Consider the following 16526-nt stretch of genomic DNA (forward strand, 5'->3'; position numbering starts at 1 on the left):
GACCAAAAGCTGAGTTACGGTGTCTTGATGCACCAGAAAGTTGAACGGTCTGTCACGCCTAAATTCTTATTTCTTTATCTCTTAAATTTGAAAACAGGTGATGTAAACATACGAGAAAGTTGAGTTAAAGCTTCATACTTTCTAGTTATGTAGCTGTAGCTCCGTACTCTACGAGTTTGGGTTGTGGGGAGTGGATTTTACAGAACTGAACCCGGGACCAACTTACCGGAGCCATTGCTTTCCGAGCCCTATCTTCCTATCTTATCGATTGACCTTCTTCCAGCGGAGCCAGAGCCATTTCTGAATTTCAACCACGCTGTAAATGATGAGCCCAACGGCCAAGATTAGGGCCCAAGATTCAAGCCCGAGAGGAGCACTTTTAAACATGCGGTTCATAACAGGTGAATAGGTAAAAAGCACTTGTAGAACCGTCATTAAGGTGACGCCGCCTAATAGCCAAGGGTTTGAGAAGAGCCCCACCGCAAACATGGATCGGGTGAGCGAACGACAGTTAAACAAATAGAAAAGCTCACCTATCACGAAAACATTGACAGCTACAGTCCTTGCTTCCGCCTCTCCCGCCCCCCTGCTCAAGGTCCATTTAAACAAACCGAATGAACCCGCAAGGAGCAGTACCCCCACCAGACCAATTCGGAAGATCAAAATGCCGGAAAGAATCGGGCGCTGAGGATCCCGTGGTGGTCGTTTCATGATCCCGGCTTCCTTCGGCTCGAACGCAAGCATAAGGCCCAATAACACAGCGCTTGTCATATTAACCCACAATATCTGCACCGGCAGAATTGGAAGCGTTACGCCGGCAAGCACCGCTACCATGATGACCAATCCTTCCCCGATGTTGGTGGGCAGTGTCCAGGTAATAAATTTTATCAGGTTGTCGAAGACTCCGCGGCCTTCCTCAACTGCAGCCTCAATGGTGGCAAAATTATCGTCGGTGAGCACCATGTCGGCGGCCTGCCTGGCCACCTCTGTACCGGCAAGCCCCATTGCCACGCCAATATCAGCCCGCCGCAGAGCCGGGGCGTCGTTGACGCCGTCCCCGGTCATGGCTACGACATTTCCACGTGTCTGAAACGCCTCTACCAAGCGAGGTTTGTGCTCCGGAGACATCCGCGCGAACACGGCTGTATCGACGACGGCTTCGATAAGCTCGGCATCCGAGAGTTTGCCCAGGTCGCGTCCGGTAAGTACAGGAAAATCCGGTGGGTCAAGGTTAAGTTGACGGGCAATTGCTACTGCTGTTCCGGGATGGTCTCCAGTGATCATTTTGACCTGGATTCCGGCCCGCTGGCACGCGTGCACCGCATGGAGAGCTTCATTACGGAGAGGATCGACCATACACTGAAACCCCAAAAAGACCAGACCGCCAGCAACATCGTCCAGTGTCACAGTCGCAGTGCCTGGTGGCAGTTTTTTGCTGGCAAATCCCAGTATACGCAGCCCTTTCGAGGCAATCTTGTTCACCTGATCGTAAATACGTGCACTGTCTAAGTCCGTTGGCTCTCCATCGGCGCCGAGAACAGTCTCGCAACGGGGCAGGAGAACCTCTATCGAACCCTTCAGATAGACGACCGGTTCGCCTGCGCTGCCTCCGTGCAGCGTTCCCATGTATTGGCGCTCAGACCCGAAGGGAATCGCATCCAGTCGCGGCCATCGTGCCAGCTCCTCCTCATGCGAAAGTCCGGACTTACACGCCGCGACGATCAGCGCCCCCTCGGTAGGGTCACCCTGAATGCGCCAAGCGCTTTCGGTCTCTCGTAATAACGCATCATTGCACAAGAGCCCCGCCCGCAAGACTTCCATCAGTGCAGGACGCGTCCGGGGATCGATTTGCTCAGCGGATTGGTCAAAAAACTTGCCCTTGGGAGCATACCCGATCCCGCTCACTGAAAAGCGCTCAGTGCCCGCCACGATCATCTGTACTGTCATCTCGTTACGGGTCAATGTACCAGTCTTGTCAGAACAGATCACCGAGGTACTGCCCAGGGTCTCCACCGCTGGCAAACGCTTAATTATTGCATTGCGTTTCGCCATACGCTTCACGCCGATGGCCAACGTGATAGTCACTGCTGCCGGAAGACCTTCCGGGACTGCACCAACTGCTAACGCTACGGCAGCCTTGAACATGTAAAGCCAGGACTCGCCGCGCAAAGTCCCGACGAGGAAAGTCACGATGGCCATGCCGAGAATGACATAAAGAAGAATACCGCTGAAATGGGCGATCTTTCGCGTTAATGGAGTCGCTAGAATTTCCACCGAGGAAATAAGTTTCGAAATACTACCGATTTCAGTATTGTCCCCGGTAGCCACAACAATCCCCCTCCCGCTCCCGGAGGTTACCATCGTGGAGGAGTAAGCCATGTTCTTTCGCTCTGCCAGCACACTATCACGCTCAAGTATCCCGCTATTTTTCTCTGCGGGTACAGACTCGCCTGTCAGGGTAGACTCATCTATTCGCAGTTCGCGGGTCCATATCAAGCGAAGATCAGCGGGGACTTTGTCGCCGGCTTGCAGCAACACTATGTCGCCGGGTACCAAATCGCTGGCGTCGATACGCTGACGCTCCCCACCACGCAAAAGCGTTGCCTCGCTAATTATAACCTGCGCAAGCGCTACAATAGCATCAAGGGCCTTGCCCTCTTGGAAAAATCCAATCATAGCGTTGAGTATGACCACCCCAAGGATTACTCCCATGTCCACCCATTCCTGCAAGACTGCTGTAATGAGCGCTGAAGCAAGCAGGATATAGACCAGCGGCTGGTGAAACTGTAACAAAAACCGGATCAAGGGCCCCTGTCTCTTTTCTAAAGTAAGAACATTGGGGCCATAATATTCCTGACGGTTTGCGACCTCAAAGGTATCCAGTCCCTTATCTGAGTTTGTCTCCAGCAGATCCAGCACTTCAGAAACAGGCAAATGGTGCCAATGTTTAGCAAGAATGCTTTGCATTTCCATTAGTCAAAATCCTTTTCAGCTTTAAAAACTGACTCTGGTCCGTGTCTTGCTATATTTTAAATTATGGACCTATTTAATTTTGATCCGACCACATTTTTAAGTTTCTTCCTGACTCTGTTTCGTATAAGTTTAGTCCTGTTTTTACTCCCTTTTTTTGGGGGAGAATCTTTGCCCAACCCGGTTAAAGCGGCTGTCTGCCTGGTCCTGACCTTAGGCCTCTGGCCTAGTTTATCTTTTCCGGCTGATTATTTTCCAGTACATCCCTTCGGCATCGCAGTTATGTTGCTGGGAGAATTGATTCTTGGGCTAATACTAGGTTTAGTTGTCAGGTTTTTGTTCGCAGCAATTCAGACCGGAGGACAGCTTATAGGTTTTCAAATGGGCTTTGCCATGATTAATGTCGTCGACCCCATCACTGGAGTTTCCGAAGCGGTCACTGCCCATTTTTTATACATGACATCCCTTCTAACCTTTCTTTCTTTAAATGGCCATTTATTTCTACTTAAAGGACTGGCTCAAACTTTTGAACTCGTCCCACCCGGGGGACTTTTAATTACTCCCCAATTGGTCAACCAAATTTTCCTTTTTTCAGGTCAAATTTTTGTCCTGGCTATAAAAATTGCTGCCCCTGTCATGACTGCCATATTTTTAGTGGATCTCGCGCTGGCTCTTATCTCCAGAGCCGCTCCACAGATGAATGTCCTCTTTGTCGGCTTTCCCCTAAAAATTGGCGTAGGTTTTTTGTTCCTTGGTCTATTATTTAAAATTATGAGTGTATATCTCTCTGATTTCGTGCATAACTTAGGCACATATTTTGGACAGTTATTAAAGGCGATGTAACCAGGATGCCGGATGCCAGCTAAGAATTGATTCCGCGTTCAATCAGTAAAGATAAGTGCGGAAATGATGATTGCAGGGATTGGGCTCTAAATTTAGTTGCTTCAAAAAATTCATTATCAGGACTTTAAAATTTTAACGACTCAACCTTAAAACCTCTATCACTATGCCTCAACAAGATCCAAGTCGTACGGAAAAAGCAACGCCCAAACGGCGAAAAAAGGCTCGCCAAGAAGGTAATGTTCCCCGCAGTCAGGAACTATCCAAGGTGATGAGTCTCTTAGCCGGAGTCATTGCCCTGCGCATTGGTATCTCTTTTATTGGAGAACAAATTACTGACCTGTATAACTGGTTTTTAAACAAAGGTATTCATACCCAGTTAACCCAAGACAATGCTTACGCTATATTTTTATTCTGCTCACAAAAAATTGCCCTTATTGTTCTTCCTGTCATGATATTTATTGCTTTGATCACCTTCATTACCGTCCGCTTACAAGTAGGACCTTTATGGACTACCAAACCCTTAACACCCAAATTCAAAAACTTTAATCTAATAGCCGGACTAAAAAAAATATTCTTTGAGCCCAAAACTTTTATCCGCCTAGCACGCAGCCTGCTTCAGGCTTGTGTCGTGGCCATAGCTCCTTATCTAGTGCTTAAATCTGAATTCCACAATCTTTTGTCCCTGTTTTATGAGAGCACAGCAGGCATTTCCGCTTACATATTAAGTACAGGATTTAAGATGACCGAGTACGCCCTTGTCCCTATGCTTATAATTGGCATAGCCGACCTCATCTATACTCGCTGGGATTATGAAGAAAACCTGAAAATGACTAAACAGGAAATTAAAGATGAGCGCAAACAGAGTGAAGGAGATCCAACCATTAAGAGCAAACAAAAACAGAAGATGCTCGCGGCCATGCAAAAGAGAATGATAAAAAAAGTCCCTGAGGCAGATGTGGTCATTACCAACCCCACCCATATAGCCGTGGCCCTAAAATATGATCCCATACAAGCCCCAGCCCCCTTAGTCCTGGCTAAGGGAGTCAATCATGTAGCAGAAAAAATTAAAGAAACTGCCAGAAAGCACAATGTGCCCATCAAAGAAAATAAACCTTTGGCACGAGCCTTGTATAAAAGTGTTGAGGTAGGTGATACTATTCCCGAAGAACTATACAAGGCAGTGGCAGCTATACTTGCTCAACTACATAAATTTCGCCGCCAAAACTAGACAACTTTTACAAAACAATACCACCATCCTTGTTTAGTGGAGGAGCAGGGAATGGTGCGTTAATCAAAAGAATTATTAGCTTATTTGTCAGTTAGGACGACGAGTCACCATAGAGGTGTCAATTTTATGGCAACAAAATCAACCGCTCTGAATCTGGACTATTCAAAGTTCTCTAAGCAGGGAGACGTTCTTCTGGCCGCTGGGGTGGTCATTGTCCTCTTTGTAATGCTTATCCCCATGCCGACCATTGTCCTTGACGTGATGCTCGCCTTTAATATCTCTTTTGCCCTGGTCATCCTGGTCACGGTCATGTTTATGAAATCCCCTTTAGAGTTTTCAATTTTTCCCTCTCTGCTTCTAGTGACCACTTTGCTACGTTTGGCCTTGAATGTGGCTTCTACCAGGTTGATACTTATTCATGGCGACCAGGGCACGGCAGCAGCAGGAAAAGTCATTCAGGCCTTTGGCAATTTCGTAGTTGGCGGCAATTACGTTATAGGGATTGTTATTTTTCTCATCTTATTTGCCTTGAACAAAATGGTCATTACAACCGGTACAACAAGAATCGCTGAAGTTGCTGCTCGCTTCACCCTTGATGCTATGCCAGGTAAACAAATGGCTATTGAAGCAGACCTTAATGCTGGCCTTATTGACGAACAGGAAGCCAAAAAACAACGTGAGCTGATCCGTAAGGAAGCTGACTTCTACGGAGCCATGGATGGTGCGGGCAAGTTCGTCTCAGGAGATGTTAAAGCCGGCATGCTCATTACAGCTATCAACATCATTGGCGGCTTTTTTATCGGGGTAATGCAAAAAAACATGAACTGGATGGAGGCCGCCCAGACCTACACTTTGCTGACTATTGGCGACGGCCTGGTCTCCACTATTCCTTCTATAATCATCTCCACTTCTGCAGGCATTATTGTCAGCCGGGCAGCAGCTGAAGCTCAAATGGGTGAAGAATTTATTGCCCAATTGACCTTTCATCCCAGAGCCTTACGCTTGGTCTCAGTCGTCCTGGTTCTCTTCGCCATAGTCCCGGGCATGCCTACTTTTGCCTTTTTACTCCTCTCCGCTACGTTATTTACCCTATCTCTTTTAGCGGCCAAAAATAAAGCCATGCTCGATCAAATGGAAGTACAGAAAAAGAAAACCCAAAAGGCACCCCAGGATACTCCGGAAGAAGTTCAGGCTTTACTTCCACTGGATATTCTAGCATTAGAAGTCGGCTACGGACTCATCCCTCTGGTAGATGAAGACCAAAATGGGAACCTTTTGGCACGAATCAAGTCCATCAGACGTCAATTCGCCCTGGATATGGGTGTCATCATTCCTTCCCTGCATTTAAGGGACAATTTAGAGTTAAAGCCTGGTGAATATGTTGTTCTCATAAAAGGTAATGAAGTGGGAAGGGCTGAAATCATGATTGACCATTACCTGGCCATGGATCCCGGTGATGCTAAATACAGGATCAAAGGAATTGAGACGCTCGAACCGGCTTTTAATTTACCGGCTCTGTGGATACCTAAAGAAAAGAAAGAAGAAGCTGTTATGGCCGGATATACTGTGGTTGATCCTTCAACGGTCATTGCTACCCACTTAACTGAAATCTTTAAACGCAACCTGCACGAATTCTTAGGACGCCAGGAAACTCAGAATCTCTTGGACAACCTGGCTCAGAGAGCCCCCAAGGCCGTTGAAGATCTGGTTCCCAATATCTTAAGCCTTGGTACTGTTCAAAAAGTACTACAAAATCTTGTTCGAGAAGGTGTATCCATCCGCGACATTCTAACCATTGTTGAAACCCTTGCAGACTATGGCCAGCAAACTAAAGATCCTGAACAGCTTACTGAATTTGTCCGCCAGCGTCTGGGCAGGACCATTGTCAAACCTTACCTGACTCAGGACAATGCCTTGCCGATTCTGACCCTGGACCCGCAGATTGAACAAACCTTTCAGGAAAATTTACGTCAGACAGAGCAAGGCACTTATCTGGCAATGGAGCCACAACTGGCCCATTCTATTATCCAGGCCATCAACAAAACCTTGGAAAAGGCCATGATAAGTGAAGGACAGCCGGTTTTGTTGGTCACTCCCATACTTAGACCCCATCTGGCGCAACTATTAATACGCTTTGTGCCCAATTTACCTGTTATTTCCCAGGCCGAAATACCGCCTGACATCCGTTTGGAATCCGTTGGAGTGGTGAGTTTAAACCATGCAAATTAAAACTTTCCGTGGCAAAACATCATCTGAAGTGATGGCCCGGGTCAAAAAAGAGCTGGGACCTGATGCGGTTATTCTGAGCAGTGAAAACATCACTGAAAACGGCCAAAAATGGTATGAAATAGTCGTGGCTCTGGAAAGGGAAGTTGAGAAAGATTTAAAACCCCAGATTCCCAAAAAAACTAATTTTGATCTGGACTTCCGCCTGGAGTGGGAAAACTTTAAAAAAAGTATATACGACCTGGTCAAGCCACAGCTAAACAGAGAAAACATAACTCCTAGACAAAGACAGGTCTTGGATTTTCTGGAAAAGCAAGGGGCAGGGACCGATCTTATTTTAGAACTCTACAACAAAGTGAGCCGCTCTAACAATACACCTATCCTAAAAATCCTTGGGCAGACCGTAAAAGTAGCTCCCTGGACAGAAAAATTTGTTTCACAACGAATACATGCTTTTACCGGACCAAGCGGTACTGGCAAAACAACTACTCTGTTACGCCTGGCTCTGGAGATAAAAAAAAGACAGCCCCAAAAAATTCTGGTCCTTAACGCAAATAATACTCAGGCCGGCGGCAGATTGTACTTGAAACATTTTGCCGAGTTATCTGGCCTCGCTTACACTGAGGTAACCACTTTGGATCAAAAAACATTTAAAAGATTCGATAATTATGATTATATTTTTGTTGATATGCCGAGCTTAGGCCCTGGCAAAACTTTAAACACTTATCTAACCGAATTAAAAATCATTCGAGAAGTAGCCATTCACTTGATTTTTAGCCCTGTTTACTCTTATGAACAATTTGACTTCTTTGCTCAAAAATATTCTCATTCTCAAGTAAAAAGCCTTGTCTGGACGAAACTGGACGAAGCTTGTATTTTTGGTTTATTAATAAATTTGGCATGGAAAATGGATCTGCCCATTTCTTATTTCGGCTATGGTCCCAGCCTAAAAAATTGTTCAACATCAGCCACCCAAGACAATCTATGGCGGCTGATTTTTAAAAAAGAGTTGCCCAATGGATGTAAAGTTATTAGTTATTGACGCCTACTCAATAATATAATTTATGGTATGCTCATGCACAAAAAACTTCCTATAGTCATATCCGTTACCTCTGGAAAAGGTGGAGTTGGTAAAACTAATATTTCAATAAATCTCTCTTATTGTCTCCAAAAACTGGGCAATAGGGTGCTTATTCTGGATGCAGATCTGGGCCTTGCCAATGTGGATGTGCTTTTGGGATTGACTCCCGAATACAATATCTTCCACCTACTCAATCAAGGTGTTTCACTGTCCAAAATTTTACTTCAGACAAATTATGGTTTCCAGATTCTGCCTGCCGCCTCAGGAGTCACTGAAATGCTTTCCCTGTCCACGGGTCAAAAACTTGAACTCCTGGAGGCAATGGATTATCTAGAGGATAAGATAGACTACCTTATTGTGGATACGGGCGCGGGTATCAATGACAATGTCATTTATTTTAACCTGGCAGTTCAGGAACGACTGCTCATTCTGACCCCTGAGCCCACTTCTCTAACCGATGCTTACGCCCTGATCAAAGTGCTTAAAAACAAACATAACATTCAAAAGTTCAGGGTTATTGTAAACATGGCCAAAACAGAAGTTGAGGCCAAAAATGTGTTTAAAAAACTCTATGCTGCTTGTGATCATTTTTTGAGTAGTATTTCTCTTGATTTAGTTGGAATCATCCCCCATGATATAACTGTCAAAAAGAGTGTCGCTCGGCAGGTTCCTTTCTGCCATGAGCAACCGCAGGCTCCGGCCACCAAGGCCATGCAAGAAATTGCTCGAAAAATAAACAACTGGCAGGCAGCAGAACAACTTGATGGCAATATCAAATTTTTCTGGAAAAAACTCCTCTTCCAAGAATAATCCCTGGACTATTCTGGAACAAAAAGGAGTGTGCTTTCTCCGGTTGCCCTCCTGGCAACAAGAAGATATTGTTCGAAGTTATGCCCCCAAGATTAAAATTAGTGCCTTGCGTTTAAAGGCAAAACTTCCCAAACACATCGAACTGGACGAACTTATCAGTGCCGGAACTTTAGGCCTTATTGAAGCTCTAACCAATTTTGACCCAGAGCAAGGTATTAAGTTTGAAACCTTTGCCGATAACCGTATTCGCGGAGCCATGCTTGACGAGCTACGCAAATTGGATTGGTTCTCCAGGGGGCTAAGACAAAAAATAAAAAAAATTGAACAAACCATTCGAAAGGTTGAACAAAATACAGGTAGTGTACCCAATTCACTTGAACTCAAGGAAATTACAGGTTATTCTTTAGATGAAATCAACAAAGTGTTAGTAGCACTTCAAAACCAGGTTTGTTTAAGCCTGGACGCAATTCAGGAAAATTTTGTCTTACCAGATAACAGCGAGCGTTTTAAAGAACCGCATGCAAGGGTATTGATTAAAGACCTGGTAAACAAAATTGCCAAACTGATTAAAGAGTTAACTGACCGTGAAAAATTGGTTCTGTCTCTGTACTATGTGGAAGAGCTAACCATGAAAGAAATTGCTCAGGTCATGGAGATAACAGAGGGAAGAGTTTCTCAACTCCACTCACAAGCTATAAAAAAACTGAGAGATAAATTTACACAAAGATACGAAAGAAATTAGGAGGAGGTCATGGCTATCGACAAAAATATGCGCATTTTAGTGGTAGACGACTTTTCAACAATGCGTAGAATAATTAAAAACATTTTGCGGCAGCTAGGCTACAATAATATTGTTGAGGCGGACGATGGTACTACAGCATGGGAAATTTTAAATAAGGACAGAATAGATTTCATTATCAGCGATTGGAACATGCCCAAAATGACCGGCATCGAGCTTCTGCGAAAAGTAAGAGCTAGTGAAGAATTTGCAGACCTTCCTTTTTTAATGGTCACCGCTGAAGCTCAACAGGAGAATATCATAGAAGCCGTTCAAGCTAAGGTATCTAATTATATAGTTAAACCATTTACTGCGGAAACGTTAGGTAAAAAAATCGAAAAGATTTTTGAAAAGTAACTAAAAAGTGCAAGTTCTCCATTGTTATAATTTACCGAGGGCAAGTAAGTCTAACATCAGTTTATCAGTATACTTAAAAATTCCTACTGTTTTACCTGTCCTCGGCTTTCGCTAATGCGTAGCCAAATCGTCTTTATTGTTTATCTGAGATATATAGCCCAAATAAACATATATGCTATTTATAGTTCCTGATCCAGAAGAATCCAACCAGAATAACACAGAAGAAAAGGTTAAACTTGATACGTCAGAATTGACTATCGACAAGGGGACACAAAAGGTCGAACTGGATCTGGATGACGCTCCTTTTTTAGAGGAAGAAAAGGAGGGAGAAGAGGAAGAGAAAAAGGACGAAAAAAAAGAAGTTTCTGTAGAGTCTGAAGAAAAGCCAGAAGATCAGGTTCCTGTTCCAACACCATTTTGGAAAAAAAAATGGTTCTTTATAGCTCTGGCAGGAGTAATTGCTTTAATTGCTGTGGGTGCTTATTTTCTTTTTTTAAAACCCTCTCCACCACCTCCTCCTGAACCCCAAAAACCACAGGTTCAGAAAGCAGAACCTTCTCCCCCTCCGCCGCCTCCTCCGGAAGAGATAGTTATTCCCTTTGAACCGTTTTGGGTCGAACTTACGTTTAACGGGCAAACTAAATTTCTATACTGCAAACTATCTTTTTCCACCACAGACTCCAAGTTGGAATGGGAGGTCAAACGTAAAACTATTATTTTGAGAGATGCAGTATATTACTACTTACGAAACAAAAATTTTATATTCTTAAACAATAAAAAGAATGTAGAGCGGTTAAAGGAAGACATACTGTCAGTAGTCAACCAATATTTAAATAACGGCCAATTGAAAAAAATTCTTATTGAGGAATATGTGCTTAAATAATGGTAAATCCTATTGACCTGCCGGTCATTTTCTCTCAAACACCGCAAATTCAAAAATTGCAAAATGCAATTCAAGCTCATCCTGAAGCTCAACAGGCCTTTACTGCCGATTTAGTGATCCAAAAACAAAAAAAGGAAAAAGACAAAGTTCCAAAAACAGAGAAAACAGATACTGAAATCCAAATCAAAGAAGATAAACAAAACAAAAAAAAGCAACAAAATTTTATGACCAGAGATCGTGAACAAAAAGAGAAAAAACAAGAAATAGAAGAATCTGAATCCCAAGTATCCGGTTCCGGACACTTGATCAATATCAAAGTATGAAGTCTTTGTTTAGTCTATCGCGATCCGTCTTGTACTTTAAAAATTTTTGTTTACCCAAAGAACCCTGCTCGTCCGCAAGCAAGCCTTGAGAACAGGTCCAAGTCTTTGTACCAGCATGAAAGAAACCAGGATTAGAATAAACTATGGGACTTAAGTTGATAAAAAGGTTTGGCCACAGGCACTCAGGACTTTTCCAACTTTAGGCACATTAAAAATGTCATATTTTCAATGGACAATTTTTTTCTCTAGCATTATTGAAATCATCCTCTTGGTTTTGGTACTATTTTTTTTCCTCCGCTTGAGAAAATCAGAAGCACTGCTTGCTGAGCTGCAAAAAAAACAACATGAATTTGTGGAGAAGTTATCCTTTAACGCCCAGTTAGAGCAGGAGTTGGTGGCCAGCTTTAACCAAAGGCAAAAAGAGCTTATTTTATTGGAAGAAAAATTAGAGACCAGGGCTAAAGAGTTATCAAAATTGGTCAAGGAGGCAGAAAAATTTACCAAGTCTCCCCTTTTTTTAAAACAAATTATCATCGCTGGATACCGTTCCGGACAATCAATTGAAGAACTGGCCAGGACCACTGGCCTAACCAAAGATGAAATTGAGCTTATTGTTGATTCTGACAAGTAACTGGTTTTCAATTTTTAAGGATTGAGGTCCATGGAGAAGACAAATATAAATCTAAGTGTGATCATCCCGGTAAAAGATGAAGAAGATAATATTTTCAGATTGGGTCAAGAGGTAACTAGCGCCCTATCTTCCACAGATTGGTCCTGGGAATGCCTATGGGTCGATGATGGCTCTGTGGATGCCAGTCTATCCCGACTCAAGGAATTACATCAAAAAGACAAGCGACATAAATTTATTCAACTGGACCAAAATTACGGTCAGTCTGCGGCCATGTTTATCGGCTTTAAGCAGGCTAGAGGTGAAATCCTGGTCACACTAGATGGCGACGGCCAAAATGACCCTAATGATATTCCCCGTCTAGTTAAATTTTTGCTCGAACACAACGCCCACATGGTTAATGGTTGGCGTAAGAACCGACAGGATAGCTTGATCCGAAAACTATCGTCCAAAATTGGAAATGGTTTTAGAAATCTTATAACTAAGGACAATATAAAAGATGTTGGCTGCTCAATCCGGGCATTCAAGCGGGAATGCGTCCAGGATATCTTTTTATTCAGAGGAATGCATAGATTTCTTCCTACTCTGGTACGTATAAATGGGTACGCAAAAATTTTGGAAGTCCCTGTCAACCACCGTCCCAGACAATTCGGTCAGACCAAATACGGCATCAGCAATAGACTTTGGGTAGGTCTCATGGATACCCTGGCTGTATTATGGATGCGTATTCGCAGCGTGAACCCAAAAATTAAAACGAGCTCTTTGGATTAATAAATGGAAGAAAAAATTTGGCTTGGAATCGGGCTCTTTGCTCAACTACTCTTTTCAGCCCGGTTTCTGGTCCAGTGGATTGCCAGTGAGCGGGCCAAAAAGAGCGTCATGCCTGTTTATTTTTGGTATTTTAGCATGGGTGGGGCCGTACTCTTATTAGCCTATGCCATCTACCGTAAAGATCCGGTTTTCATTCTCGGTCAGTCCACAGGACTACTCATTTACAGCCGTAATCTCTACCTTATTTACAAAGAAAAAAAAGAAAAGCAGTAACATGCTTCAATGTCTGATAATTGATGGTTTGGTGAACGGCGTAAGGTACGAGAATAAGATAACCTTTTCATCTTCGTTCCTTTGCCGTTCAATCCAACAAATTTAGCTAACTCATAAATGGACTCAATCAGATTCAGACAACGCTTTCAACCCGGAGATATAGTATCGGGCACAATACTAAACTTCAAAAACCCATATCAAGCCTGGGTTCAAATCCAGGACTTTAAACTCCTTGCCAGTATGAATGCCCGTTATCCTGAAGGCACAGAACTTTTTTTTGTGGTAGAAAAACTCTATCCCCAAATAATTTTAAAGGAAGTAAACCCCAAAGAACTTAAAGATAGAGGACTAAACATTATTGTCTAATCAAAATTCGACTACTATTTTGTCCAACCTTCCCATTCGTCCTTCTACCCCTTGGCTGGCTCCCCTGGCTGGCTTTTCAGACTTACCTTTTCGCCTTTTATGCCGCGAGTTTGGCTGCCAGGTAGCCTGTACGGAAATGGTCAGCGCCAAAGGTCTCTTGTACCGCAGCCAGGGGACAATTGAAATCTTGCGCACCTGTCCCCAGGATAATCCGCTTGTGGTGCAGCTTTATGGCTCTGAACCAGATACTCTGGCCCGGGCAACTGAAAACCTACTTGAACAGGGTTTTAAATATTTTGATCTTAATTGTGGTTGTTCCGTAAAAAAAGTGGTTAAAACCGGCTCTGGTGCAGCCCTGTTAAAAGCTCCCGATCTTTTAGTTAGCATCGTCAAAGAAATGGTTAAGTTAGCCGCTCCAGGATGTGTAGGAGTAAAACTACGTTTGGGGTGGTCAAAAAACGAACCGGTGTACATAGACCTGGCCCGGAGACTGGAAGCCATAGGAGTCGGTTGGATCACCTTGCATCCCAGATTTGCAAAACAGGGATTTTCTGGGCAGGCAGATTGGCTGGCCTTGAAAAAACTAAAAGCTTCGGTAAAGATACCTATAATAGGCAGCGGAGACCTGTTTACTGCCCATGATGGGCTAGATTGCCTGGAACTAACCAGAATCGATGGAATAATGTTTGCCAGAGGGGCCCTGTATGACCCATCAATTTTTCTACGGTACACGTGCCTGATAGAAAAGCAAAAAGCGCCTCCCAAAGACGGTCATTTTTTGGCGGCCATGATCCTAAAAATGGCCAGGTTGTATCAAAAAATAGATTCATCACCGCGGGCCCTATTAAAAATGAGGACTTTGGTACCGAAAATGATCCGGGATTTGCCAGGGGCAAGGTTTTTGCGTAATGAACTAACTCACTGCTCTTCATGGAGTCATTTAGAAGAAATTTTAAACCGTCTGCGTTTATTGGGCTATGCCTGAGTCCATCACTTTCAGGGAATAAGGAGTTATGACTAAAGAAATTATTCTTGCCGGAACTGCTGGTTTTTGCATGGGAGTCAGCCTGGCATTGCGCAAGTTAGACCAGGCTCTGGATAAACACCGGGGGAAAAACATCTACACTTTGGGTCCAATTATCCATAACCCCCAAGTATTAGAAAAATACGCTCGTTTAGGCGTAAACATAATTAAAGACATCGGCCAACTCCAGCCACGCGAAAGCGTGGTTATTATCCGGGCCCACGGCATACCTTTAGAAACGGAGAACAGATTGCGCCAACGCCAGGTAGAGATTATTAACGCTACCTGTCCCAAAGTCAAAAAGGCCCAGATTCTTATTCAGAAACACAGTTCACCATCGACTCATTTACTGCTTTATGGAGAACCTGATCACCCTGAGGTCAGAGGACTTATTAGCTATGCCCTGGGTAAAACATACGTTTTCGACAGTCTTAAAAACTTACAGAAGTTGAGTCTCGATCCCAGTGAACATTATTTTTTAGCTGCCCAGACTACCCAGGATAGAGAACACTTCTATGAGATTAAACAATTTGTCCAAGAAAAATTTGATCCCAACCTCGATGTTCTAGACACCATTTGCGACGCCACCAAGAATAGACAGGAGGAAGCACTACAAATTGCACGACAGGTCGATTTTATGATTGTTGTGGGCGGAAAAAATAGTGGCAACACCAGAAGACTGGCCAAAGTAGCTCAAGAACAAGGAGTTCCCTGCGTGCATATTGAAACCAAAGAAGAACTACACCTTCCAGACCTTGCCAGATATTCAAAAATTGGATTAACCGCAGGGGCATCAACCCCTGACTTTATTATCCAAGATGTCTATAATACTTTAAAATCCTTAGCTTAGAGGAAAAAATGTATCAAACCAATATTCTTTTGGAATCCGGAACCAATGAACTGGAAATTGTGGAATTTTTTATCCACGAACAAATCCCCGGACAAGAAGAAGTATATACAGGCTATTATGGAATCAATGTAGCCAAGGTCTTGAAAATCATTAAGAAACCCAAAATCACAGAACTACCGGAAGTCCCACATCCAGCAGTTCTGGGCGCTTTTAACTTACGTTCCTCTATCATTCCTCTAGTGGACTTAAGTCTCTGGCTGGGCAAAAACAGAATTCTCGATGAAAACGCCAATGTTATAGTTACCGAGTTCAATAAAGTCGTTAATGGATTCTTAGTGTCAGGAGTGACCAGGATACACCGCTTAAGCTGGGAGGATGTGGAGCCGCCAAGTAATTATGTGGCACAATTTAGCTCTAATAGCATTACAGGAGTAGTTAAACTTGAGAACAGGATCACCTTTTTAATCGACCTAGAAAAAATTGTGGCTGAATTAAACCCAAATACAGCTCTCAATTTCGATAAAAACTTAGATGTACGCCTGGATGACAACTATACAGCTCTGGTGGCTGATGATTCCGACACTATTCTGGAGATGCTTGCCAACCTTCTGGAGCAAGCCAATTTTAAGGTAATCAAGGCTAGTAATGGTTTGCAAGCATGGGAAAAATTACAGGAGCTCAAAAAACAGGCCCAAGCTCAGAACAAGCGCATCAATGATCTTGTCCAGATTGTTGTCTCGGATATTGAGATGCCAGCAATGGACGGCCTGACTCTAACTAAAAAGATTAAGCAAGATCCAGAGTTAGCTACCCTGCCAGTGCTCTTATTCTCTTCCCTGATCACAGAAAGAATAAAGCATAAGGGTGAATCAGTGGGTGCAGACGATCAAATTTCAAAACCAGAAGTGAGTGAACTGGCCATACGAGCCAAAACATTGATTGAAAAGACACGGGGTGGCAAGTAGTTGGTGAGTAGGTAAAACTTTACCCTCTCAACTTTCTCGTATGTTTACATCACCTGTTTTCAAATTTAAGAGATAAAGAAATAAGAATTTAGGCGTGACAGACCGTTCAACTTTCTGGTGCATCAAGACACCGTAACTCAGCTTTTGGTC

17 protein-coding genes are annotated in these 16526 nt (G+C 43.6%); 16 read left to right on the top strand and 1 reads right to left on the bottom strand.

Features of this window, described 5'->3' with window-relative positions; translation table 11 throughout:
- Window positions 1–261: 261 nt before the first annotated feature.
- Window positions 262–2973 carry a cation-transporting P-type ATPase gene (locus KFV02_RS10635; RefSeq protein ID WP_353617345.1) on the bottom strand — a complete coding sequence of 904 codons (2712 nt, stop codon included), beginning with the start codon at window positions 2971–2973 and terminating at the stop codon, window positions 262–264.
- A 63-nt stretch (window positions 2974–3036) separates the two neighbouring features.
- On the opposite strand from KFV02_RS10635, the gene fliR reads away from it, so the two are divergent.
- The 16 genes from fliR (at window position 3037) to KFV02_RS10715 (ending at window position 16376) form a co-directional block, all read left to right on the top strand.
- Window positions 3037–3813: a flagellar biosynthetic protein FliR gene (fliR, locus tag KFV02_RS10640; RefSeq protein WP_252381535.1), complete on the top strand. Its 777-nt coding sequence runs from the start codon at window positions 3037–3039 to the stop codon at window positions 3811–3813.
- 163 nt (window positions 3814–3976) lie between these two features.
- A complete protein-coding gene (flhB, locus tag KFV02_RS10645; RefSeq protein ID WP_252381536.1) occupies window positions 3977–5041 on the top strand; it encodes a flagellar biosynthesis protein FlhB in 1065 nt (354 codons plus the stop codon).
- 126 nt (window positions 5042–5167) lie between these two features.
- Window positions 5168–7270: a flagellar biosynthesis protein FlhA gene (flhA, locus tag KFV02_RS10650; protein WP_252381537.1), complete on the top strand. Its 2103-nt coding sequence runs from the start codon at window positions 5168–5170 to the stop codon at window positions 7268–7270.
- Window positions 7260–8309 (top strand): flagellar biosynthesis protein FlhF, encoded by a 1050-nt coding sequence (locus KFV02_RS10655; RefSeq protein ID WP_252381538.1) that lies wholly within the window; start codon window positions 7260–7262, stop codon window positions 8307–8309. Before flhA ends, KFV02_RS10655 begins: the two co-directional genes overlap by 11 nt.
- A gap of 33 nt (window positions 8310–8342) precedes the next feature.
- Window positions 8343–9158 (top strand): MinD/ParA family protein, encoded by an 816-nt coding sequence (locus tag KFV02_RS10660; protein WP_252381539.1) that lies wholly within the window; start codon window positions 8343–8345, stop codon window positions 9156–9158.
- Window positions 9112–9900, top strand: coding sequence for a FliA/WhiG family RNA polymerase sigma factor (locus KFV02_RS10665; protein ID WP_252381540.1), 789 nt, complete (start codon window positions 9112–9114; stop codon window positions 9898–9900). Before KFV02_RS10660 ends, KFV02_RS10665 begins: the two co-directional genes overlap by 47 nt.
- A 9-nt stretch (window positions 9901–9909) precedes the next feature.
- Window positions 9910–10293: a chemotaxis response regulator CheY gene (locus KFV02_RS10670; protein ID WP_252381541.1), complete on the top strand. Its 384-nt coding sequence runs from the start codon at window positions 9910–9912 to the stop codon at window positions 10291–10293.
- Between the two features lie 172 nt (window positions 10294–10465).
- Window positions 10466–11176: a flagellar basal body-associated FliL family protein gene (locus tag KFV02_RS10675; RefSeq protein ID WP_252381542.1), complete on the top strand. Its 711-nt coding sequence runs from the start codon at window positions 10466–10468 to the stop codon at window positions 11174–11176.
- The gene (locus tag KFV02_RS10680) at window positions 11176–11499 is read left to right on the top strand and encodes a hypothetical protein (protein ID WP_252381543.1); all 324 of its coding nucleotides are present in this window, start codon (window positions 11176–11178) and stop codon (window positions 11497–11499) included. Before KFV02_RS10675 ends, KFV02_RS10680 begins: the two co-directional genes overlap by 1 nt.
- A 214-nt stretch (window positions 11500–11713) precedes the next feature.
- The gene (locus KFV02_RS10685) at window positions 11714–12130 is read left to right on the top strand and encodes a DUF2802 domain-containing protein (protein ID WP_252381544.1); all 417 of its coding nucleotides are present in this window, start codon (window positions 11714–11716) and stop codon (window positions 12128–12130) included.
- Between the two features lie 30 nt (window positions 12131–12160).
- Window positions 12161–12898, top strand: a complete 738-nt coding sequence (locus KFV02_RS10690; protein ID WP_252381545.1) for a glycosyltransferase family 2 protein — start codon at window positions 12161–12163, stop codon at window positions 12896–12898.
- A gap of 3 nt (window positions 12899–12901) precedes the next feature.
- Entirely contained in the window at window positions 12902–13171 is a 270-nt protein-coding gene (locus KFV02_RS10695; protein WP_252381546.1) for a lipid-A-disaccharide synthase N-terminal domain-containing protein, read from the top strand.
- A 117-nt stretch (window positions 13172–13288) separates the two neighbouring features.
- The gene (locus KFV02_RS10700) at window positions 13289–13537 is read left to right on the top strand and encodes a hypothetical protein (protein ID WP_252381547.1); all 249 of its coding nucleotides are present in this window, start codon (window positions 13289–13291) and stop codon (window positions 13535–13537) included.
- Window positions 13530–14522 carry a tRNA dihydrouridine synthase gene (locus KFV02_RS10705; RefSeq protein ID WP_252381548.1) on the top strand — a complete coding sequence of 331 codons (993 nt, stop codon included), beginning with the start codon at window positions 13530–13532 and terminating at the stop codon, window positions 14520–14522. The genes KFV02_RS10700 and KFV02_RS10705 overlap by 8 nt, the downstream gene beginning before the upstream one ends.
- Before the next feature lie 28 nt (window positions 14523–14550).
- Window positions 14551–15411, top strand: coding sequence for a 4-hydroxy-3-methylbut-2-enyl diphosphate reductase (gene ispH / locus KFV02_RS10710; protein ID WP_252381549.1), 861 nt, complete (start codon window positions 14551–14553; stop codon window positions 15409–15411).
- A gap of 8 nt (window positions 15412–15419) precedes the next feature.
- On the top strand, window positions 15420–16376 hold the full coding sequence (locus KFV02_RS10715) for a chemotaxis protein (RefSeq protein ID WP_252381550.1): 957 nt from the start codon (window positions 15420–15422) through the stop codon (window positions 16374–16376).
- The last annotated feature ends 150 nt before the right edge of the window (window positions 16377–16526 follow it).

The organism is Desulfovulcanus ferrireducens, assembly GCF_018704065.1.
Taxonomy (GTDB): domain Bacteria; phylum Desulfobacterota; class Desulfovibrionia; order Desulfovibrionales; family Desulfonatronovibrionaceae; genus Desulfovulcanus; species Desulfovulcanus ferrireducens.

Coding starts and splice junctions, on each gene's coding strand:
- KFV02_RS10660 (WP_252381539.1), top strand. CDS start 8,343: ATGCACAAAAAACTTCCTATAGTCATATCCGTTACCTCTGGAAAAGGT.
- KFV02_RS10715 (WP_252381550.1), top strand. CDS start 15,420: ATGTATCAAACCAATATTCTTTTGGAATCCGGAACCAATGAACTGGAA.
- KFV02_RS10680 (WP_252381543.1), top strand. CDS start 11,176: ATGGTAAATCCTATTGACCTGCCGGTCATTTTCTCTCAAACACCGCAA.
- KFV02_RS10665 (WP_252381540.1), top strand. CDS start 9,112: ATGGCAATATCAAATTTTTCTGGAAAAAACTCCTCTTCCAAGAATAAT.
- KFV02_RS10670 (WP_252381541.1), top strand. CDS start 9,910: ATGGCTATCGACAAAAATATGCGCATTTTAGTGGTAGACGACTTTTCA.
- KFV02_RS10655 (WP_252381538.1), top strand. CDS start 7,260: ATGCAAATTAAAACTTTCCGTGGCAAAACATCATCTGAAGTGATGGCC.
- KFV02_RS10700 (WP_252381547.1), top strand. CDS start 13,289: ATGGACTCAATCAGATTCAGACAACGCTTTCAACCCGGAGATATAGTA.
- ispH (WP_252381549.1), top strand. CDS start 14,551: ATGACTAAAGAAATTATTCTTGCCGGAACTGCTGGTTTTTGCATGGGA.
- flhB (WP_252381536.1), top strand. CDS start 3,977: ATGCCTCAACAAGATCCAAGTCGTACGGAAAAAGCAACGCCCAAACGG.
- KFV02_RS10635 (WP_353617345.1), bottom strand. CDS start 2,973: ATGGAAATGCAAAGCATTCTTGCTAAACATTGGCACCATTTGCCTGTT.
- fliR (WP_252381535.1), top strand. CDS start 3,037: ATGGACCTATTTAATTTTGATCCGACCACATTTTTAAGTTTCTTCCTG.
- KFV02_RS10690 (WP_252381545.1), top strand. CDS start 12,161: ATGGAGAAGACAAATATAAATCTAAGTGTGATCATCCCGGTAAAAGAT.
- KFV02_RS10675 (WP_252381542.1), top strand. CDS start 10,466: ATGCTATTTATAGTTCCTGATCCAGAAGAATCCAACCAGAATAACACA.
- flhA (WP_252381537.1), top strand. CDS start 5,168: ATGGCAACAAAATCAACCGCTCTGAATCTGGACTATTCAAAGTTCTCT.
- KFV02_RS10695 (WP_252381546.1), top strand. CDS start 12,902: ATGGAAGAAAAAATTTGGCTTGGAATCGGGCTCTTTGCTCAACTACTC.
- KFV02_RS10685 (WP_252381544.1), top strand. CDS start 11,714: ATGTCATATTTTCAATGGACAATTTTTTTCTCTAGCATTATTGAAATC.